This window comes from Myroides sp. WP-1, from assembly GCF_014145635.1.
GTDB lineage: Bacteria > Bacteroidota > Bacteroidia > Flavobacteriales > Flavobacteriaceae > Flavobacterium.
In genome coordinates this window covers 266,562-286,245 of record NZ_JACHTC010000001.1, presented here as the reverse complement: position 1 = coordinate 286,245, position 19,684 = coordinate 266,562, and the positions used below count along the sequence as shown (strand labels likewise).

The window sequence follows — 19,684 nt, the reverse complement described above, 5'->3', positions numbered from 1 at the left end:
ATTAGATAGAAAAAAGTCGTTTATTCCTGATTGGACGAAACGAATTGCTTCCATAGTCTATTTAATCCCAATTCTTCTATTTTACTAACAATCCATTTGTCTAGTCGTTTAATGGGATACATTACCCACATGGCGAATACAAAAGGAAAGGTTAAGGTGGTCCATCCGAATTGGATCATGAAGATATCAAAATAGGTTGAGATAATCACACTAATTAACACATACATCCCTGCGCGTACTTTATCTTCACCCATTGCGATACCACAAAGTACTGCATTAAAGCTAAAAACACCCTCGTTAATTAAGGCATTAGAAGCATGATTACTGTGGGAAATGTACACACTTACAATCACAGCAACGAATCCATATAACGCCTGTATGGGGCGACTAATAAAAACGCCTAAGAAAAAAACAACTCCTGCGACAAAGCTTCCTTGAAAGAGCACTTGACCAAAGGCATGTCCTTGAATCAGAAAATCATCGAGTTCTTGAATGTCAACAAAATGTTCTGGAATAGAACGAATGGCTAAATCGGGAATACTCAATATGAATAAGGATATCCAAGTAAAAATAATGAAAGGAAAGGTATAAGCAGGTAATTCGCGTTTGGTTGCCCAATGCATCAGTAAGGTTGACCCCACAGAAGAAGCGATAATTAGCAAGTATACCCAAAGACTTGGGTGAAAGTAAAACATCAAGGCTATAGCAATTAAACACGGATTAAAACCATATAATCCACTTTCTATTTCCGCTCTATCGTATTGAAGTAATTTAGCCGTTAAAATCGCAACAACATTGCTCAAAGAGGCAGCTAGTGCCATATCTGTTGAATCATAATAGATTGCACCTAAAAATAAAATTCCCGTAAGTGCATTGGCTTGTAACATAATTTGCCCAAATCCTTTAAAAAAGGCATTAAAACAATGGATAATTAGTGCTTTCATTATTTTCTTTTTTAGTTTTTAGGGGATATTAGCTTAACATGAGTTCTCGCCAAAGTTTTTCTTGGATTGCTTGAAAGATACCGAACAATTTTTCTGCGCCTTGTCCCAATACTCGAATGATAAAACCATCCCCCTCTAATGCACTAATTCCAAAGGCGATCCCTTCTACTTCGGCATATTGCTCAAAAAAATATTCGATATAATCAACAGCGTTAACTTGAGCTGTATTGTAGTAAATCAGCGTTCCTTGATGCGTAAATCCCTCAAGAATGCCGATTCCTTGAATAGGCATTAAATCAGGTTGTAATAAGACGTTGTCTTTGAGCTGAAGCTTTCCATCTACATAGAGTTCGGTCAAATTTTGAAAGTGATTGTATTCGAATTCTTCTCCTGATAATTTTCGACCGCAAGTAATAATATCAGCAAGTAAAAAATGACAATCAGCTTGGAGATTCACGCTATTTCGACTGATAAAAGTAGCCGATTTTTGTGGTACTACAGGATGTGGAACATAAGCAAAAGCACTCCCCTTTTTCATGTGAATTACAGTTGTTTGTGTAGACTTGTTTTTCATGTGAAAAAGACGTTGATACGCTTGAGTTTGCAGTTGCAACTTGGTATCTTCAGCCAGGGTAATTTCAATTTGATGATCATCATTGTCTAATAATCCTGGTGACGAACTCATAATCATCAAATAGGCCGCCTTATCTCGTTTGTATTGACCAACGGGAACAATTCGAAAAGGTTGAGTAACGTAAGCATCTTTTAAATAAGACTGACCCTCACGTTGCTCAACTTTTATTTTTAAATGAGAAATCATACTATCGCACTAAATTCGGTTCATCGATATCTTCTAGTAAAGCATATTTTTTAATCCAGCCTACAATTTCTTCTAGTCCTTCTCCTGTTTTTAAGTTTGAAAATAAGAAAGGCGCTCCTTTTCGCATGCGTCTGGCATCGTTTTCCATAACGCTCAAATCTGCCCCAACATAAGGTGCAAGATCAATTTTATTAATTAACAATAAGTCTGAACGGGTAATGGCAGGTCCTCCTTTTCTCGGAATTTTCTCTCCTTCCGCAACATCAATCACAAATATGGTAATATCTGCCAAATCAGGACTGTACGTTGAGGATAGGTTATCCCCGCCACTTTCGATTAAAATCAAATCCAAGTTTGGAAAGCGATTCGCTAATTCCTCTACTGCTTCTAAGTTCATACTCGCATCTTCTCGAATGGCTGTATGTGGACATCCACCTGTTTCTACTCCAATAATGCGTTCTCTTGGAAGTAAACTGTTTTTAGCCATGAACTCAGCATCCTCACGGGTATAGATATCGTTGGTGATCACAGCTAGATCATATTCGTTTAATAGACGACGGCTTAATCGTTCTAAAAGTGCAGTTTTCCCTGATCCTACAGGTCCGCCCACTCCTATTTTTACGTATTTTCTGTTTTCCATCATGTTATTCTCTGTTTATTAGGATAAATAAAGTCTTGAATATAAGCGCTCATGTTGCATACAGCGAATATCAAAACCGATCGTACATAGACCAATTAAATTGCGATCCATGTTTAGTGATTCTTCACTAAGTTGTACTAAATCTTCGTGTAAATAGTATAAAATATCTTGACCATCCAATTGCCCTAATGGAACGAGCTTAACTGCATTTGTTACCATTCCGATGGCCGCATTGTAATAATAAGCCTGCATAGCTTCTACTAGTGGAATTTGCATCACTGCAGCAAAAAGACCATACATTATGCAGTAGTGGCTGTAAACTTCTTTCTGTTGGATACAAGTTTCCCACGCAGTAACCAAGGGATGTGTTTGCTGATAACGGCTAAATATTTTATACAAGCGAAGACCTAATTTTTGGCTAGCCTGACGAATTTCGCGTGGGGCTTTCAATGCATTACACTCCTGATCTAACTCCCTCAGTGTAGTGATATCATGTAGCACTGTAGCGTCATATGCTAATTTCATCAAAGCAGCATCATTGTATTTTAAATTGTACCATAGGTTATGACGCACATATTGATCCGCAGACTCCTTATCAGAAACCAATCCCTGTTGTACATAGGTTTCGAGTCCATTCGAATGTGTGTATCCTCCTATGGGCAAGGTTGGGTCTGCTAAGTGCAATAACCTTCCTAAAAATGCTTCCAGCATAATTTATACTTTTAATACCAGCCCCTTTTTGGGCAGTGTAAATGAAAATTTCTTGTGTTGATCAAAATCTACATTGGCATTTAAGGGAAAGCGCAATGCCTTTTGTTCGATTATAGGAGCATATCCTTGGTGTTTCAACCAATTGTACATAGGTCGTTCATAAGGCATGTATAAACTATAATCTTCAACAAAAAGAGGAACGTGTTTATTACCTATCTCATAGGCAATTAAGGCCATTTCAATTTTAGTTTGTAGCTGTAGGCTAATAACCTCACAAGGCAAGATAGATACCATAATTACCTTTTCATCACTCTCAAAAAGAATATCGCCTTCATTGAGCACCTGTCCTTTTCCCAAAAATCGAATAGCAACGGCCTCTCCCTGCATCGTTGTTAGACGCTGAAGTCGTTTCGTAGTTTGGTACCATTCGATATATAGATAGTCGATCGTTTGTCGTACATCTACCGCTGTACTATTTCGAATCACTTGGGTTATCACCATATGGATAGTAAAAAGAGAGAATACAAGGTTGTTTCCTTCCCCGTATTCTCAGGTAAATGGTTTATTTGTTTGTTGTTTCTATGCTTGCTTAAAAGAGGAAATAACGCTGTCCTAGAGCAACTTCGTCTATGGGTTGACAGGTAATTTTTTTGCCGTCAATGCTCACTTCATAATTCTCCGGATTAACTTCTATTTCTGGTGTAGCGTGATTGTGAATCATATCAGCTTTGGAGATGTTTCTACAGTTCACTACAGGTAACAACGTGCGTGCAACGCCATATTCTTCTTGAATTCCCTTGGTTAATGAAACTTGAGAAACAAAATTAAAACACGTTTGAGTTACAGCTTTTCCCAATCCACCATACATTGTTCTCAAAATAATGGGTTGCGGTGTTGGAATAGAAGCATTGGCATCACCCATTTTTGAAGCGGCAATCATCCCTCCTTTGATTATCATCTCCGGTTTTGCACCAAACAAGGCTGGCTTCCAAATCACTAAATCGGCTATTTTACCTGGTTCTATTGATCCAATATACTGTGATACACCATGAGCTATTGCTGGGTTAATGGTATATTTGGCTACATAGCGTTTAGCGCGGAAATTATCATTACCAGAGCCTTCATCTTGAGATAGACTACCTAATTGCTTTTTCATTTTATCAGCCGTTTGCCAAGTTCGTGTAACAACTTCTCCTACGCGTCCCATGGCTTGAGAATCGGAACTCATAATACTGAATACACCTTGATCTTGAAGGATATCTTCAGCGGCAATTGTCTCTGGGCGAATACGAGAATCTGCAAAAGCAACATCTTCAGGGATGTCTTTACTCAAATGATGACAAACCATCAGCATATCTAAGTGTTCATCGATTGTGTTTTTGGTAAATGGACGTGTCGGATTCGTCGATGCAGGTAAAACATTGGGGTACATCGCAGATTTGATGATATCTGGTGCGTGTCCACCTCCTGCCCCTTCGGTGTGAAAGGTATGGATTACACGACCATTAATGGCTTGCATTGTATCTTCTAAGAATCCCCCTTCGTTTAAGGTATCCGTATGAATTGCCACTTGAACATCGTATTTGTCCGCAACGGATAAAGCCCTGTCAATAGTAGCTGGAGTCGCTCCCCAGTCTTCATGAATTTTAACACCTAGTGCTCCAGCTTCAATTTGTTCAATAATAGGAGCCTCTGTTCCTACGTTTCCCTTGCCAAAGAACCCAAAGTTCATCGGTAAGTGATCAACAGCTTGCATCATGCGTTTCATGCTCCATTTTCCCGGTGTTACTGTTGTGGCATTTGTTCCATCCGCAGGACCAGTTCCACCTCCAATCATCGTGGTAACACCACTATACAACGCTGTTTCAATTTGTGTAGGACTGATATAGTGAATATGCGTGTCAATTCCTCCCGCAGTTACAATAAAACCCGCACCTCCGTGTACTTCTGTAGAAGCGCCAATAATCATATTCGGGCTAACTCCATCCATCGTATCTGGATTTCCTGCTCGACCTACTCCTACAATTTTTCCATCTTTTATTCCGATATCGCCTTTTACAATTCCCCAGTGATCCATAATAATAGCACTCGTGATAACAAAATCCAATACCCCTTCATGACTCAAGTGATTTGAAGATTGCATCATTCCATCACGCACTGTTTTTCCTCCTCCAAATTTACTTTCATCACCATAACTAGCGAAATCTTGCTCTATTTCTATGATAATTTCGGTATCACCTAATCGAACGCGATCACCAACTGTTGGACCAAAAATGGCACTATAATTGGCTCTATTTACTTTTAAACTCATAAAGCTTTATTTTTAAAGTATTGCTTTTCAACTCTTTTTACAGCCGCTTTTTTTGCCTCTTCAGAAATTGTCTCTCCATTTACTAAGTCATTGTGTCCGTATATTTTACGTGCGCCTGCATAAACTACTAGATCAACTTCTTTTTCTTCTCCTGGTTCAAAGCGAACCGCTGTGCTTGCAATAATATTTAATCGTTTGCCGAAAGCAGCTGCCCGATCAAACTCCATCATTTTATTCACTTCGAAAAAATGATAATGAGAACCAACCTGAATAGGCCTATCTCCTTTATTTACAACTGTAAGAGTTGTGATTGCTCTGCCCTCATTACAGATGATATCTTCTTCTTTAATAAAATATTCTCCTGGTACCATTGTTTTTAATTCTTCGGTTATGAAATAAGGTTATCGAATAGGATTATGCACCGTTACCAACTTAGTACCATCAGGAAAAGTAGCTTCAATTTGAACATCGTGAATCATTTCGGGAATGCCTTCCATTACATCCTCACGCGTTAACAGGGTTGCACCATATTGCATGAGTTCAGCCACTGTTTTTCCATCACGTGCAGCTTCCAAAAGCTCACTGCTGATATAAGCAATGGATTCGGGGTAATTTAATTTTAACCCTCTCGCTTTGCGTTTCTTCGCTAATTCACCAGCTAAATGCAAAAGCAACTTTTCCGTTTCTCTCGGTAATAAATGCATAAATATTTTTTAATTAAAATTGAACAATACACGAGCGAGCTAACCCGCTTAACGTGATTAGTTTGCAATAAAAAAATGAGTTGTTTTTTTTGAATATCAATTACTTATGTCTGGCCAAAAACACAAGAAATCACCGCAATGTCCTTTAGGAAGTATTCCTTTTTTACTTGGTTGTACGGATTTTAAAGTTAAATCCGATTTGATAGAAAACCATTCTTCTTTTACATGTGGATTAGCCCATGCCAAACCTAAATTTAAAAGAAAAAAACACAAAACGAGTAGTCGAAATAATGCTTTCATGATAGTCTAACACCTAGTTTTAATTGCTGAACAAAGATAACTTCAATACCTTGGGATAAATAGCACAAATCTTGACTATGTTAGGATAAAATAGGGAATTATGAACTTTGAATAGCATAAGTATCGCATAAAGCATCAATTATTTGTTCAAAAAGTTTTTTGAGAGCTAGTAGTTCACCAAGTTCTAGTCGAGTTGATTCAACATAAATACCTATTTCATAATTATTTCCAATCAAAGGTTCTCCCCATATCCCCTCTTGTTGATCTATAAAAAGGCCTTCTATATTTAGATTAATTATTTTTTTCTTAATTTCGGGACGCAAGAAAGCTAAAGATTCAATTTTATGTGCATGTATATGATAGCGTTTATTAAAAAAAGAATCTTTTGTTTTTAATAGCTGACCTTCAAATAAATTAATCAGACGATTTAGAAAACTAGCCTTTTCTATCCTAATCTTTAGCGGTTCATGATGCTTAAACTTGCAATATATTCGAGTAATAAAAGATTCATAACTTCTAGTATTAACAGCACTTGTGAAGCAATAATTATCAAATACAATGGTGAAATTTTTATAGGTATGAATTGCTTTGGGTGAATACCAATAACTTCTTTCTACAAAAGAACCATCAATTGATGTACTAAATGCCTTCCAATATAGATTGTCTTTTTCTGTAAACATTAGATTTAGTTGAACCTATTACAATGAAAAATAAAGATAAACAATATTCTATAGGTTTAGAAAAAATACAGGTTCATTCATAAAAAAACACCCTCAAGAATTAGTTGAGGGTGTTTATGAATAATAACAACAGATTAATTAAAGCGCATAACTCAAGGCTACCATTACATTGCGTGGTGCTCCAGCAAAAACACGCGTATAATCGAAACCACCTAAGAAATAGTATTTATCAAAAATATTATTGATGTTTACGGCAATTTTAAATTTGTCTACGTGATAGTAAACGGCCGCATTTGCTGTAGTATAAGCTGGTAGATATCCCCACTGTGCATTGCCTGCGGCATCTTTGCCAATACTTTCACTTAACCTTCTTTGATCGACATAGTACATCCCTACTCCAAATCCAAGACCTTTCACCGCTGTAGTTGAAAATACGTATTTCAACCAGATACTACCTGAGTTTTTCGGTGCACCAGGAAGTAATTCACCTTCTTCTGCAGCAATAGCTGATGATTTCACCTTGGTTTGATTGAAGGTATAATTAGCCATAATCTGAAACTCTTTGGTTATTTGTCCTCGAACATCTAACTCTACTCCTTGTGATAATACACGACCTGATTGACGGTATACAGGTAATCCTGCTTCCGTTAATTGTCCGGTGCCAATCAACATATTTTTTCTTTCGATGTGAAATAAAGCAAGATCTACTTGGAGCTGATTTGCAAAGAAACCAGTCTTTACTCCTGTTTCAATTTGAAAACTGCGTTCTGATTTAAATGGACGATCTGCTCCGTACTCTTGATAATTTGAAACAAAATTTGCGGCTATTGGAACATAACCTTGTGAATAGCTGGCAAAATAGTTGATTTGATCGTTAATTAGATAGGTTAATCCAAAACGCGGTAACCAAACATTTTGGGTAGCCGTATACGTTTTCTTTGCATCTGTACTTTCTGATTCATAACGCTCGTGTCTAACACCCAAAACCATTTTTAAGCGATCTCCAACAGAAATTTGATCCTGTACATAAATTCCAGTACTCTTGTAAGGACTCATGAAAGGATATGCTGAATTCGAACGCCAAACATAGGTTGAAATATCAGCGCCTTGATAGATTGGATTATTCATATCAAAAGTAAGCGCTACTGTTTCACCGTTCACCGTTTTGCTTCTCGCTTCTCGTTGGTAGCTATTTTTGTCTCCTTTGTATTGTGCATAATCCAATCCGAATACGACGTGGTGATCTATTTTTTCCCCGTATTTATCCCATTTGAAATAAGAAACTAAATTGTCTGTATATTCTTTGCCATGACGATCAAAAAATCGAAGGTTGACAACGGTTTGTTCTGGATTTGCATACGTGTTTAGCGTACGGTGTTCATTCAAATCCTCTTCGTAAATTGACTTCATATAGTTGACATGCAACATAAAATTAGCAGCCAAGCGTTGTGTCAATCGTCCACTAAGTGTTGTCGTTTTTGTTTTGAAATAATCTGAGGGCTGACTTAAAGTGAAGGTACGAGGCAAAGCGTATAAATCGCCTCCTTTTGTACTCATTCCACGATCTAGGTAACCATTAAATTGATCAAAAACCAAATCAACGTCAATAGTTGTTCCTTCTACTGGTTTGAAAGTAAAGGAAGGCGCAATGGCAACGTTTTTTCGGTTGTTAATATCTCTGAAGGTTTTAGAACTTTCATAACCAGCGTTGAGGCGATATAGTATTTTTTTATTGCTATCTAAAGGTCCTCCTACATCTATAGTTGTGCGTAGTGTTTCGAAACTTCCAGCAGAAAATTGGAGTAAACCTTTGTGTTCTTCTAAAGTCTTTTTAGTAACCATATTAATAGTTCCTCCAGGAGCAATATCTCCAAATAAAGAAGCACCTGGCCCTTTTAATACTTCAATACTTTCAAAGTTTACTGTCATAGGAGAGCGATAATAACTTTCTCCAAAACCATAAGCAGAACGCATACCATTGATTAAGCGTATTCCACTGTCATAACCACTTTTAAATCCGCGAATTACAAACTCATCATAAACAGAAGCTTGTGTAACACCTGCTAAATCTGGAATAATGTCAGCAACCTGAAAGACTTGCTTATCTTCCATTAATTCACTGGAAACAATTGATATCGATTGTGGTAAATCTTTAATTCTCCCTTTGTACTTTCCACCTAAAACGGTTGAATTCGTTAAATATGAATTGTCTCTTCTTGAGGTAACGACAATTTCATCCAGTTGATTATCAGGATGTTCTTGGGTTTGTGCCATTAACATAGTTGGAAATAAAAGACATAACGTCCCAATTCCTAGTGGTTTTGCATATTTTTTCATGATAAATATTGTGTTCATTTAAGTGCAGAAGTAGATTTCGCTTTTTCTTTTACAGCGAGAGACTTCTATCCATGTGTAAAGTTGTAAAATCGCCATCGATAGTTGTCGTTACGAGTTTAAATCCTTGTTTTTGCCAGTAGTCAAAAGCACCAGTTAAAAAAGGATGTGTATGCAAATAGAGCTGTTCAATCCCTTTGTTTTGAGCTATTGGAATAAGTGCTTGAAATAGATGCGTAGCTAAGCCTATTCTACGGTAAGCAGGTTCAACAAAAAGACGAGCCACTTCTACGGTTACTTGATTTTGATAATTGAGATACTCAAATCGATGGTCATAAGGCATCATACCGATAACGCCAATTAGTTTTCCTTCTGTATTGTGAGCCTGTAAAAAACACCCTTGGGGATGATCTACATAGGTTTCTTTGAATTCAAGTACATCACGGGGTATTTTTGTATGGTCAAGCATGGGAAATAAATCCTTTCGAAAATTGCGAACGTAAGTAACTATTTCTTCTACCTGATTGGCTCCTACCGGGGTTATCTTAATCTCAGACATGATTGTATTGAATTAAAGGCATAAACATTCGTTTTCCTTGATTATCAAGAAGATGTAAAGGCAGTTGATACGTTTCTTCTAATAGAGAATGTACTTCATTACTCGAGAGTGCTTGTATATCAACGAGTTTGTTGTTTTGCATAACATAAAAACGCTCTCCATACATAAAAGCGAGATTGGGATCATGCATAACACAAAGAACAGTAGTTCCTTCGTTTGCTAGTTGTTTGATGCATTGTAGCACTGCTACCTGATAATGTAAATCCAAGTGATTTGTCGGTTCATCTAGCATGAGTATATCCGGTTTTTGGACTAAAACCCTACAGAGTAAAACCAGCTGACGTTCTCCACCTGATAATGCGGTATAAGGTTTATCTATGAGGTGTGATAGATCAAAACGAGCAATAATTGCCTCTACTTCTCTCTGATCTTCTGTAGAAGGCTTAAAAGAGGAGAATGACGCTCGCCCTGTTAAGATTACCTCCCTAACAGTAAAGGGAAAAGTGGTTTGATGAAATTGATTTAGAAAACCAAGCCGAATGGACGGTGTTTTAGTTTCTTTACGCGATAAACCATCAATGTATATTTCTCCTTCATACTTCTTTTCTAAACCAGCCAAAATAGTAAACATGGTAGACTTTCCACTGCCATTTCTACCTAAAATGATGGATAGTTTTCCTTTTTCAAAGGAAGCATTTACCTGATTTAAAACCAATTGCTTATTATTCTTATCGTAGGCAAATGATACTTTTTGTAAGCGAATAAAATCTTTTAAGCGTTCCATGGAGTAAAACTCTTTTTCATTAGATAAATAAAGATTGGAGCCCCGATTAACATAGTAAATACGCCAACGGGAATCTCAAATGGCATAACTGAACGTGAAAAATCGTCAATGAGCAGCAAAAAGGAACCGCCTATACTTATATTGGCCCATACTCCTATGGTGTTATTGGGACCAAAAATCATTCGACTCATATGAGGAACAATTAAACCAAACAAACTAATTACACCAACAGCTGCCACTGCAGAAGCTGTAATCATGGTGGCTACGCCAATGAGAATTAGTTTTAAATATTTAGGGTTTACCCCAACAGCTAAGGCTTCGTTATCTCCTAAAGCTAAAAGGTTTAACTTCCATCGCAAAAGCAAAATAACAACTAACCCAACTAAGATTGGCCCAGCGGCAGTTTGTACTTTTGCCCAAGATGCGGTGTGTAAATTACCCATCGTCCATTGCACGATAGCTTGTAATTTATAGGGATCACTTAAATATTGTAATAAAGTTAGCAAGGCTGTAAATACCCCCGAAACGATAATTCCCGCTAGTACCATGCTTACGATAGATGTTTGTTGACCAGCATAGGAAACTATATAAGTCAAGAGTACCGCACAAACTCCAAAAACAAAAGCAGATAGGTTAACAGAGATAAAGGGAAACAACATCGCTAAGGCAGCACCAAAAGCCGAACCAGAGGAAATGCCCAAGGTAAAAGGATCGACGATAGGATTTCTAAAAATAGCTTGTAATACCCCACCAGATGCAGCCAAAGCCGCTCCTACTAAAAAAGTTAAGATAATGCGAGGCAGTCTCACTTTCCATAAAATAGTTTGGATTGGATCTGTTGTGTGTTCTACATCAGTAAAAACTTGTGCAATATAATGAACTAATTCTGTTGGAGTGAGATTTGCTGTTGTTCCCAATAGCAAGGATCCAAGAAGCAATATAAGGGGAACCACCCACAACAAGGTAATTTTAAACCGCACTTTTATCTTCTGTTCCATAACTACTTTTTAGTAACATATAGCTTTTGCATAGCTTCCATCAGATCGGCTTCTAAAGCTTTTGCTGTGTATGTCGGATAACTCCACTGTCGGACTTGTTTAGCAAATAGCAAAAATTTTACCGTATGAGGATCATATAAAAAAGAAGGTTTCATTACCTTGACTTGCTTGTTGACTACTGCTGGTAAATTAGCTAATTCACTTAGTCCGTAAACATCGCTTTCATCTGAATTCCACAAGAGAATAAGATCTGGGTTCCACTTGTACAACATTTCCGCACCAATATTCGGGGCTTGCATTTCTAACGGACAAGCATTGATAGCTCCCGAAAGTGTAATAGCACTATCCATTAATGTTCCTTTACCAGAAGTAGAGAGAACACGTCCTTTAGACCAAGCATAGTATACTTTCTTTGGATTGTCAATCTTTGTGGCGTTCATTGTTGCTATTTCCTTTTGAATATAGGCGGTAATACTTTTAGCTCTCTCTTCTTTTCCAAGTAATACCCCTATTCCTTCTAGTTCGCGGATAATTCCGGCAGCATCTTCGCTTGCAATGGTGTAAACAGCAATACCTAAGTTTTCTAACTGTGCTACAGCATCTGCATCTTGATTAAAAGTAAGAACCAAATCCGGTTGTAAACTCACAATAGACTCCACATTAGATGAACCACCACCAAAGGTTGGTGTCGCGATTTCTTTTTTAGCCATGCGATGATCTAAAGTAGACAAGAAGGCATAGGTATCTTCATTTAAGTAAATCTGCTGTGGAATGCCAACTAGCTTATCTTGTGCATCTAACATAAAAACATCATCAACTAAAGCTTCATATAGTGCAATGACACGGGTGGCGGGTTTTGCTAAAGTAATTAGCTTACCTCGACTATCTGTGGCTTGAACAGCAGTATCTGAGGGGGTAGTTACACTAGAACTTGTATTTTGCTTACAAGCTTGCAAAAGGCTAATAAACAAGAAAATAGAAACTAAATATTTTGCTTTCATACAGGGGAAATTAGGGTTTGCTATACTTCTTTTTCAAAAGCATGCACGCTAGTAATTGTTTTTTTTCTAAAGTAATTTGAGTGGGGAATTTAGCGAGTAATTGTTCGTATAGATTTCCATCATAAGGCACTAAAAGATGTTCACCCTCCTTTGCTATAAATACAGGTAAATGTCGATTGCCAATGTAAAATGAAAAATCAGCTATTTCTTCTCCACTATCTGAGGTAAACTGAATCGCTAATGCAGGTTTTATCTCAAGTTGAGCAATTAATTTCCCATTGGAATATAGTGCATCACCCTGTTGCCAATCGCGATTTGATTCTCGTTCTAAATGAATAACCTTCTCTCCAAGAGTTGAGCGTTTAAACAAGTGTTTTTCTATTTCGAACCATTCGATTTCCAATAGATCAACACCTGTGATGCGCGTATCTTGAGGTTGGACAGCATCAATGTAAATTACTTGCTGCATGGTTACCTATTGTCCGATGTTTGCTTTTTTTGCTTTCACTCGTTCTTTTAACCAGTTACACCAAGCATCAATGCCTTCTCCATTCAAGGTACTAATAGTCAATACCTCAATATTAGGGTTAACTTCTCTAGCATCTTGCGTTACATTTTCTACAGTAAAAGGAACATAAGGTAATAGATCAGCTTTTGAAACTAACATTAACTCACTGGTCAAGAACATGCGCGGATATTTTTTAGGTTTATCATCGCCTTCTGTTGTAGCAAGTAAGGTTACGCGATAATCCTCGCCTAAATCAAATGCAGAAGGACATAATAGATTCCCTACATTTTCAATAAACAACAAATCAACTCCTTCTAAATCAATATGATCTAAAGCCTGAAGAATCATTTGAGCTTCAATATGACACATGCCACCCGTAACAATTTGAAGAGCATTTAATCCTACTTCTTTCATACGAGCTGCATCGCGATCTGTTTCCGGATCTCCAACTAAAACAGCAATATTTAACTCTTTTCCCAAACGCTTTCCCGTCTCTTGCATCAGAGTGGTCTTGCCAGATCCGGGGGAAGAACAAACATTAATTACACAAATGTCCTTTAGACGTTCTCTAATTGCTTTCGCCACAAAATCATTGGCTTTTAATAAATGTAATGTCGTGTTATCACATTGTAAGGAACCCACGCGATTACCTAAACTCTTTGGATTTGATGCCATACGTGTTTTTTTAAGTTGTTCGTACTATTACTTTTGAAATATAGAGTTCATTGCCTTGTACAATTGTTGTAGAAGGTGTTCCACAGGAACAGACAAACCGGTGGTACTCCACCTTAAAATCTCGATTACAGCTGGTACAATGCGCCAAAATATCTTGTACAACAACCTCTAATTCCATATGCTTGTACATTTGATGCTCTGTAATAAAAGCATCAAAGGCATTTTGTATTAAAACAGGTTGTACATTCGACAACAACCCTGCTGTAATTTCTACTTTTTGGATATCTTCTACCTTAGCTTTGTAATGCTCTTCCAGTGTAGCAAAAATATCCTTCACGATTGACAATTCATGCATCGCTTACGGTCTTTACTCTATACTTATTCTTATCTAACTCCAAAAGGAATCTACACTTTTTAGCTGTACTTCTTTTCGTTTACTTGAGAATTTGAAGGAATTCATTACAAGTAAACTACATCTTAGTAGTGTATTGATTAAGGTTGATTACGTCAGTACAGTTTGTGAATTAAGATTCTCCTACTTTCACTTTTCTTGACAAAACACATTAAAGAAATATGCATTTGAATAATCACCTTGAAATAATTAAAAATGCTTTAACTATCAATCATATTGATCCTTTTAACGGCACAAAAGTAAAAAGAGTAGTTTATATAAAATAGCACAAATCTTGAATTTTCTACCATAAATAAGGGATTTATCTTTCTTTTGTGGATAAAATTCAATTGCTTAGTTGTTTAATTGCAGTAGGGCCATTAAACAAACTGGTAGAATGACCAAAGCAGTGATAAATAAACGCCCCACCTGATGTTAGATGGGGCGTTTATAAGCTTTTATTGTAATTTATTTCGCTTGTGGAAGCGAATAAAAGATTTTACGGGATATTGACGCTTATGCGGAATATTATTAAAAATGAGGGCGGCTATAAATAAGATTGTTACCCCTGTTAGTACAGGAGAAAATACATAGCTATAACCAAGATTTGTTATTGTACTCCCTCCTGTTACTGCAATTAACGCAGTAGCACCTCCCGGCGGGTGTAACGATTTGGCCATTTGCATACCAATAATAGATAAAGAAACCGCTAAAGGGGCTGCAACCCAAATATAGTCTCCAAGAAGTTTATATATTGTAACACCAATAATTGCAGAAATTAAATGTCCGAAGAATAAATTTTTAGGCTGAGCTAGTGGACTTCCAATAGCCCCATAAATTAAAACACAACTTGCTCCAAAAGAACCAATTAAGAGCGTTAAATCATAGTGGTTGAAAGTCTCAAAATGCAAGTAACAAATCGTTCCTAAACCAATAAAAGAACCAATAAAGGCCCAACAGTGTTCTTTAAAATCCACTAAGGTTTCTTTGTACAGCAAATATCGTGTTCTACGGTACACTTTATTCTTTTTCAGTGACATGAATTTGATTTTTTAGGCATGCAAATATAGTGCATCTCAAAATGGAAAATCAAAAATTACATGATCTAATGTGTACTTTTTTACTGAATAATATCCTTTTCTTAATTAAGCGTTTGTTGTGCGCTCTTTAAGAGCTTTTGTGCGTTTAGGCGAATAGCTTGTGACAATTGCTTAAAATTCGCATCCTCTTCCTCTCGATAAGAATCTTCTTCTTGATAGGCAATCCATCCCGTAAGCTTTGCCTTTACAATTTTTTTATCCTTATTTTGAGTATAGACAAGAACTTTTAAGGGCTTAGCATCTAAGCCGTCTGACTCCTCAAAATAGGTTAAATAAAACTCTGGAAAACCATTGTGGTCTGCATCAGTTACTTGACAAAAAGAAAGTAAATATATAGGTTGAGCTAAACCTTGTGCAAAATCTTTGAAGGTAATTTGCTCCAGTAATCCACCGTGATCTTCAAGGTAAATTCCACCAAATAAATCTTTTGGATCAGCATCTAAAAAAGAGGATTTTTTTGCTCTATTTTCATTGAGATACCAAACATAACTACCGTAATTAGGCACAAACGATTGAATAATCATCACTGGATTTCCAGGTAATGGATTACCCGTTTCATCAATAAACTCCCTGTACTTTTTGTCTGCTGGAAAATAAGTAGAAGTTTGAATTTGAGCTGATAAAGCCCCAGTAATCAACAAAAAAACAACAAGAAGGAGTAACTTAACTTTCATTGGAGATTGTGGTAAATTTGATTCGTTTAAATTAAATATTACAATACACGGAGCATGAAGAGTATATACTCTTCATGCTCCGTGATTTATATAAATTACTTGCTATTTGAAATGAAATAAATAAAGAGAATTAGCACAAGAATAACCAGAACTGTTGTACAGCCAATTTTCCAAGCACTATAAGGCTGTTCCCCACTAACTTTTCCCGTTACACCATTGACATAGTAGGTATATTTTTTATTTCTATAAGTAAACGTACTGACATAGAGAGGTAAAAGAATATGTTTAAAGGTAATCTGAGATAAATCCGTATCTGTGCGATGGATGCGTTGTTGATCACCGCCAATAGCTCTACGTACACGTTCTCTTTCGTGTTGATAGACGATATTTCTGGCTTGATCATATGCTTCTTTGATATCAATTTGATATTTTTCTGTAATAAAGCCCTTTAAATAATCCTCTTTTATCGGCTGAATAGCCTTGGGATTCCAACTAGATGAAATTGATTGAAGCAAATCAGCTTTCAGGGTTTTATTTCCAGAAATTAAAAGATCATCGTAGAAATAAGAGACCGTTCCTTGTACATTTTTCCAAGAAATACGACGCTCTCTTCTTTTATTTTCTCCGCTGCCAACTGTGACGTAGTAGGCATCTCCTCTTTCTCCACTATATTGCGTATACGTTTGCATGTCATACGTCCAAAAGGGTACATAGACGCCTTTGAGATTCTCCGGAGAAAACAGTCCGCGCTGGATTTTATTTGGAGCAAACCATAACCCTTTGATCCAACCGTGTAATAAATGAGCCACTTGACCTTTATCTACGATAAAAGGCGCAATATATTCGGGTTTAATATAACGCTCTTCATGTATGTTCTTTTCTACCAAAGGACTCGAACAATACGGGCAACTCATAGACTTTAGATGTTCATTGATTGTTGTTTTTGCATGACAAGTATAACACTCAACTACTTTTGTCGTGGTAAAACTCTCTTTCTCATAGTTTTGCATAAAACTGAGAAAATCTCGTTCATTAATACTAGCACCTCCAGTTTCTATTTTCTTTGTACTACCACAGTAGTCGCAAACAAGCATTTGAGATCCTGGCTTATACGTCATAGATGCACCACAAGAATTACAAGAACTTGCTTCTGCTATATTGTGTTTATTTTCTTCCGATATCACGGTTTGAATAGATTAAAAACAGTTTATTGATTGAATACTCTTTCCTTGGTTAATAAATCAAAGTCTATTAAAACTACATTGTTGGCAATGGTGGAGGTGTTTGACCCCACAGCGCATTCAAATCACTCTGATCACCTGCTTTTTCCCAATTACTCATTCCGTTTTTCCACACTAACGTATCGCGATTCAATTGCCCTTGCGTTACTAATTGTTGCAGCGTATTGCTGTCAAACGGCCCTGTTTGTTGTCCATTAACAGCAACAAAATACTGAACAACTGCAGTGCCTGGTAAAGGTGGTGGTGTAGTTGCTCCTGTTGGTTGAGCGGCAGCTTGATTTTGAGCCATTGCTTGTCCAAATTGATTGGCCATCGCAAAACCTGCCCCCATGCCCACTCCTGCTCCTGCAACTCCAGAAGGATTATTTGCAGCTGCTTCCATTGCCTTAGCTGCTTTCATTTGGGTGAATTTATTCAAATCAATATGGTTCAAACGACTTAATTCGAAAATTTCCTTCTTCACCTCTTCAGGCATCGATACATTTTCAATTAAGAACTTAGTTACATCCATGCCATACACACCAAAATCGTCGCGCATATAGTTGAAAATCGCAGATGATAACTCATTGAGGTTGGCTGCATAATTTTCAATAGGCAGATTAGCCTCACCAATGGAGTCCGTAAAACGCGTAACAATCACGCTTCTCAATTGTTCAGTAATCAATTCTGTAGTAAAAGTTCCTGTTGTACCGACAATCTCTCTGATAAATTGCCCTGGATCTGAAATTTTAAAAGTATACGTTCCAAAAGCACGTACCTCAATCATACCAAAACGATTGTCATTGAGAATAATTGGATTTTTAGTTCCCCAACGTTGATCAATGAAAGTCTTGGTATTTACAAAGTATACCTCTGCCTTAAAAGGACTGTTAAATCCGTATTTCCAGCCTTTTAGGGTTGCTAAAATAGGCAGGTTTTGCGTATTTAAAGTATATGTACCTGGACGAAAAACATCCGCCAATTGACCTTCGTTGATGAATACTGCCATTTGCCCTTCGCGAACGATAAGCTTTGCATTGTTCTTTATCTCATTTTGAAAACGTTCAAAACGGTGAACAATTGTATTTTGAGTTGGATCTAAGAATTCAATGATATCAATGAATTCATTGGTTAATCGCTTAAACAAATTCATATTTTTTCTTTTTCCTATTAGACGTGTATTGTATGTAAAAATAACAGATTTTATCTAATTTTTTTCATTAATTGAATTTTAGTTTTTTTCTTTGGATGGGGAAATAAATTAAGTTTATTTTAAGAATAAAAGGAGCAAAACTATGTGCTTTGTTAAATATAATTTTGTTTGTTTTTTTTGTAATTTTTTATTAATTAAGTTTAACAAACCAACAATAAATATTAAATATTATGAAAAAATTATTTTTATTCCTTGTGCTGTTCTGCTCTATGGGAGCTTTTGCTCAGACAGAGTTCTACCCTATGCCTCCTGAGCAATTATATCAATGGAAAATGTTTACGTACTACACTTGTGACTCTAATGGAAATGAGATTACCAATCCTAATGATTTTCGCTATGTAAAGTATGAAGTAATGGTATCAGTGCCTGTAAACTTGCCTACCAAACCAAGAGTTACAGATTTTGTACACGACAGATTAAGAGACCAGATCTGCCAATATGGAAGAATTACAGATAGATATACAGACTATTTCTATGTGATAAGCATTACAAGAAGTTCAATATTTACTACTCCTCTTGACAAAGATTTAATAAAGGATCCTGACCTTATTGTAGATAGATTTTAAGTTTAATATTCCAGAAGCACCCTTTAATTAAGGGTGCTTTTTTATTATAAAACAATAATTATCAAAATCTAGCCATTCTGTACTCTTATTTATTGGAGTAGCTAAGCAAAAACCAACTATTCTTCAAATTATTATTCCTTCTCTTCTCTAATATTTCAAGGTATTCGCCATAACTTCTTCTAACTATGCTCAAAACTTGTAAGATCATAAATTGCTTCTAGGATAGCGCTATACCGTTTAGGGTAGAATAATAATCTTCCTTTCTTATTCTCAATTCACCCTTTATCTACATTATAACTTTTTATTCAACGTATAAATTCACACGTATAGTCGTTTGAATTGCAGAATCCTTTTGAGCTTTACTACTAGTGCTATATTTTTAGAATATACCTAAAACTTCTAATTTACAGTAAATCAAAAACTTACAATTACATTAAATTCACCTAAGTATAGATTTCAATGAATTTAAATCATTTTATATGAAAAAAAATGAATAAAATATAAAATTCAATTAAACGTTTGTTTAATTTTGTGCTCTATTTAAATATGTA

23 protein-coding genes are annotated in these 19,684 nt (G+C 36.4%); 1 reads left to right on the top strand and 22 read right to left on the bottom strand.

Going from position 1 to position 19,684, the window contains the following annotated elements; all coding sequences use genetic code 11:
• Positions 1 to 20: 20 nt before the first annotated feature.
• The 22 genes from H4K33_RS01280 to H4K33_RS01175 form a co-directional block, all read right to left on the bottom strand.
• Complete coding sequence (locus H4K33_RS01280) at positions 21 to 944, bottom strand: urea transporter (protein ID WP_182646692.1); 924 nt, start codon at positions 942 to 944, stop codon at positions 21 to 23.
• Positions 945 to 972: 28 nt separating this feature from the next.
• Positions 973 to 1,764, bottom strand: a complete 792-nt coding sequence (locus tag H4K33_RS01275) for an urease accessory protein UreD (protein WP_182646691.1) — start codon at positions 1,762 to 1,764, stop codon at positions 973 to 975.
• Position 1,765: 1 nt separating this feature from the next.
• Positions 1,766 to 2,404: an urease accessory protein UreG gene (gene ureG, locus H4K33_RS01270; protein ID WP_182646790.1), complete on the bottom strand. Its 639-nt coding sequence runs from the start codon at positions 2,402 to 2,404 to the stop codon at positions 1,766 to 1,768.
• An 18-nt stretch (positions 2,405 to 2,422) separates the two neighbouring features.
• A complete protein-coding gene (locus H4K33_RS01265) occupies positions 2,423 to 3,115 on the bottom strand; it encodes an urease accessory protein UreF (RefSeq protein WP_182646690.1) in 693 nt (230 codons plus the stop codon).
• A gap of 3 nt (positions 3,116 to 3,118) precedes the next feature.
• The gene (locus tag H4K33_RS01260; protein ID WP_182646689.1) at positions 3,119 to 3,616 is read right to left on the bottom strand and encodes an urease accessory protein UreE; all 498 of its coding nucleotides are present in this window, start codon (positions 3,614 to 3,616) and stop codon (positions 3,119 to 3,121) included.
• Between the two features lie 88 nt (positions 3,617 to 3,704).
• Positions 3,705 to 5,426, bottom strand: a complete 1,722-nt coding sequence (gene ureC, locus H4K33_RS01255; RefSeq protein ID WP_182646688.1) for an urease subunit alpha — start codon at positions 5,424 to 5,426, stop codon at positions 3,705 to 3,707.
• Positions 5,423 to 5,797, bottom strand: a complete 375-nt coding sequence (gene ureB, locus H4K33_RS01250) for an urease subunit beta (protein WP_182646687.1) — start codon at positions 5,795 to 5,797, stop codon at positions 5,423 to 5,425. The genes ureC and ureB overlap by 4 nt, the downstream gene beginning before the upstream one ends.
• A gap of 30 nt (positions 5,798 to 5,827) precedes the next feature.
• The gene (gene ureA / locus H4K33_RS01245; protein ID WP_182646686.1) at positions 5,828 to 6,130 is read right to left on the bottom strand and encodes an urease subunit gamma; all 303 of its coding nucleotides are present in this window, start codon (positions 6,128 to 6,130) and stop codon (positions 5,828 to 5,830) included.
• A 96-nt stretch (positions 6,131 to 6,226) separates the two neighbouring features.
• Complete coding sequence (locus H4K33_RS01240) at positions 6,227 to 6,430, bottom strand: hypothetical protein (protein WP_182646685.1); 204 nt, start codon at positions 6,428 to 6,430, stop codon at positions 6,227 to 6,229.
• A gap of 98 nt (positions 6,431 to 6,528) precedes the next feature.
• Positions 6,529 to 7,110 carry a hypothetical protein gene (locus tag H4K33_RS01235; RefSeq protein WP_182646684.1) on the bottom strand — a complete coding sequence of 194 codons (582 nt, stop codon included), beginning with the start codon at positions 7,108 to 7,110 and terminating at the stop codon, positions 6,529 to 6,531.
• A gap of 138 nt (positions 7,111 to 7,248) precedes the next feature.
• Positions 7,249 to 9,390, bottom strand: a complete 2,142-nt coding sequence (locus H4K33_RS01230; protein WP_370576648.1) for a TonB-dependent siderophore receptor — start codon at positions 9,388 to 9,390, stop codon at positions 7,249 to 7,251.
• A 106-nt stretch (positions 9,391 to 9,496) separates the two neighbouring features.
• Entirely contained in the window at positions 9,497 to 10,003 is a 507-nt protein-coding gene (locus H4K33_RS01225) for a GNAT family N-acetyltransferase (protein WP_182646682.1), read from the bottom strand.
• A complete protein-coding gene (locus H4K33_RS01220; RefSeq protein WP_182646681.1) occupies positions 9,996 to 10,787 on the bottom strand; it encodes an ABC transporter ATP-binding protein in 792 nt (263 codons plus the stop codon). Before H4K33_RS01220 ends, H4K33_RS01225 begins: the two co-directional genes overlap by 8 nt.
• Positions 10,775 to 11,785 carry an iron ABC transporter permease gene (locus H4K33_RS01215; RefSeq protein ID WP_182646680.1) on the bottom strand — a complete coding sequence of 337 codons (1,011 nt, stop codon included), beginning with the start codon at positions 11,783 to 11,785 and terminating at the stop codon, positions 10,775 to 10,777. The genes H4K33_RS01220 and H4K33_RS01215 overlap by 13 nt, the downstream gene beginning before the upstream one ends.
• Before the next feature lie 2 nt (positions 11,786 to 11,787).
• Entirely contained in the window at positions 11,788 to 12,786 is a 999-nt protein-coding gene (locus H4K33_RS01210; protein WP_182646679.1) for an ABC transporter substrate-binding protein, read from the bottom strand.
• A gap of 10 nt (positions 12,787 to 12,796) precedes the next feature.
• Positions 12,797 to 13,255, bottom strand: a complete 459-nt coding sequence (locus tag H4K33_RS01205; protein ID WP_182646678.1) for an urease accessory protein UreE — start codon at positions 13,253 to 13,255, stop codon at positions 12,797 to 12,799.
• A 6-nt stretch (positions 13,256 to 13,261) separates the two neighbouring features.
• Positions 13,262 to 13,969, bottom strand: a complete 708-nt coding sequence (gene hypB, locus H4K33_RS01200) for a hydrogenase nickel incorporation protein HypB (RefSeq protein WP_182646677.1) — start codon at positions 13,967 to 13,969, stop codon at positions 13,262 to 13,264.
• Positions 13,970 to 13,979: 10 nt separating this feature from the next.
• A complete protein-coding gene (locus H4K33_RS01195; protein WP_182646676.1) occupies positions 13,980 to 14,324 on the bottom strand; it encodes a hydrogenase maturation nickel metallochaperone HypA in 345 nt (114 codons plus the stop codon).
• 494 nt (positions 14,325 to 14,818) lie between these two features.
• Positions 14,819 to 15,400 carry an HPP family protein gene (locus tag H4K33_RS01190; protein WP_220485277.1) on the bottom strand — a complete coding sequence of 194 codons (582 nt, stop codon included), beginning with the start codon at positions 15,398 to 15,400 and terminating at the stop codon, positions 14,819 to 14,821.
• 101 nt (positions 15,401 to 15,501) lie between these two features.
• Positions 15,502 to 16,134 (bottom strand): hypothetical protein, encoded by a 633-nt coding sequence (locus H4K33_RS01185; protein ID WP_182646675.1) that lies wholly within the window; start codon positions 16,132 to 16,134, stop codon positions 15,502 to 15,504.
• 95 nt (positions 16,135 to 16,229) lie between these two features.
• Positions 16,230 to 17,318 (bottom strand): hypothetical protein, encoded by a 1,089-nt coding sequence (locus H4K33_RS01180; protein WP_182646674.1) that lies wholly within the window; start codon positions 17,316 to 17,318, stop codon positions 16,230 to 16,232.
• Between the two features lie 73 nt (positions 17,319 to 17,391).
• Positions 17,392 to 18,507, bottom strand: coding sequence for an SPFH domain-containing protein (locus H4K33_RS01175; protein WP_182646673.1), 1,116 nt, complete (start codon positions 18,505 to 18,507; stop codon positions 17,392 to 17,394).
• A gap of 254 nt (positions 18,508 to 18,761) precedes the next feature.
• Between H4K33_RS01175 and H4K33_RS01170 the strand changes: the two genes are divergently transcribed.
• Positions 18,762 to 19,133, top strand: a complete 372-nt coding sequence (locus H4K33_RS01170) for a hypothetical protein (RefSeq protein WP_220485276.1) — start codon at positions 18,762 to 18,764, stop codon at positions 19,131 to 19,133.
• Positions 19,134 to 19,684: the final 551 nt, after the last annotated feature.

What these genes read in the sequence shown, in the direction of transcription:
- H4K33_RS01260 (WP_182646689.1), bottom strand. Translation starts at nt 3,616, where the DNA reads ATGGTGATAACCCAAGTGATTCGAAATAGTACAGCGGTAGATGTACGA.
- ureC (WP_182646688.1), bottom strand. Translation starts at nt 5,426, where the DNA reads ATGAGTTTAAAAGTAAATAGAGCCAATTATAGTGCCATTTTTGGTCCA.
- H4K33_RS01205 (WP_182646678.1), bottom strand. Translation starts at nt 13,255, where the DNA reads ATGCAGCAAGTAATTTACATTGATGCTGTCCAACCTCAAGATACGCGC.
- H4K33_RS01185 (WP_182646675.1), bottom strand. Translation starts at nt 16,134, where the DNA reads ATGAAAGTTAAGTTACTCCTTCTTGTTGTTTTTTTGTTGATTACTGGG.
- H4K33_RS01195 (WP_182646676.1), bottom strand. Translation starts at nt 14,324, where the DNA reads ATGCATGAATTGTCAATCGTGAAGGATATTTTTGCTACACTGGAAGAG.
- hypB (WP_182646677.1), bottom strand. Translation starts at nt 13,969, where the DNA reads ATGGCATCAAATCCAAAGAGTTTAGGTAATCGCGTGGGTTCCTTACAA.
- H4K33_RS01220 (WP_182646681.1), bottom strand. Translation starts at nt 10,787, where the DNA reads ATGGAACGCTTAAAAGATTTTATTCGCTTACAAAAAGTATCATTTGCC.
- ureB (WP_182646687.1), bottom strand. Translation starts at nt 5,797, where the DNA reads ATGGTACCAGGAGAATATTTTATTAAAGAAGAAGATATCATCTGTAAT.
- H4K33_RS01275 (WP_182646691.1), bottom strand. Translation starts at nt 1,764, where the DNA reads ATGATTTCTCATTTAAAAATAAAAGTTGAGCAACGTGAGGGTCAGTCT.
- H4K33_RS01265 (WP_182646690.1), bottom strand. Translation starts at nt 3,115, where the DNA reads ATGCTGGAAGCATTTTTAGGAAGGTTATTGCACTTAGCAGACCCAACC.
- H4K33_RS01240 (WP_182646685.1), bottom strand. Translation starts at nt 6,430, where the DNA reads ATGAAAGCATTATTTCGACTACTCGTTTTGTGTTTTTTTCTTTTAAAT.
- H4K33_RS01235 (WP_182646684.1), bottom strand. Translation starts at nt 7,110, where the DNA reads ATGTTTACAGAAAAAGACAATCTATATTGGAAGGCATTTAGTACATCA.
- H4K33_RS01215 (WP_182646680.1), bottom strand. Translation starts at nt 11,785, where the DNA reads ATGGAACAGAAGATAAAAGTGCGGTTTAAAATTACCTTGTTGTGGGTG.
- ureA (WP_182646686.1), bottom strand. Translation starts at nt 6,130, where the DNA reads ATGCATTTATTACCGAGAGAAACGGAAAAGTTGCTTTTGCATTTAGCT.
- H4K33_RS01210 (WP_182646679.1), bottom strand. Translation starts at nt 12,786, where the DNA reads ATGAAAGCAAAATATTTAGTTTCTATTTTCTTGTTTATTAGCCTTTTG.
- H4K33_RS01225 (WP_182646682.1), bottom strand. Translation starts at nt 10,003, where the DNA reads ATGTCTGAGATTAAGATAACCCCGGTAGGAGCCAATCAGGTAGAAGAA.
- H4K33_RS01175 (WP_182646673.1), bottom strand. Translation starts at nt 18,507, where the DNA reads ATGAATTTGTTTAAGCGATTAACCAATGAATTCATTGATATCATTGAA.
- H4K33_RS01280 (WP_182646692.1), bottom strand. Translation starts at nt 944, where the DNA reads ATGAAAGCACTAATTATCCATTGTTTTAATGCCTTTTTTAAAGGATTT.
- ureG (WP_182646790.1), bottom strand. Translation starts at nt 2,404, where the DNA reads ATGGAAAACAGAAAATACGTAAAAATAGGAGTGGGCGGACCTGTAGGA.
- H4K33_RS01230 (WP_370576648.1), bottom strand. Translation starts at nt 9,390, where the DNA reads ATGTTAATGGCACAAACCCAAGAACATCCTGATAATCAACTGGATGAA.
- H4K33_RS01190 (WP_220485277.1), bottom strand. Translation starts at nt 15,400, where the DNA reads ATGTCACTGAAAAAGAATAAAGTGTACCGTAGAACACGATATTTGCTG.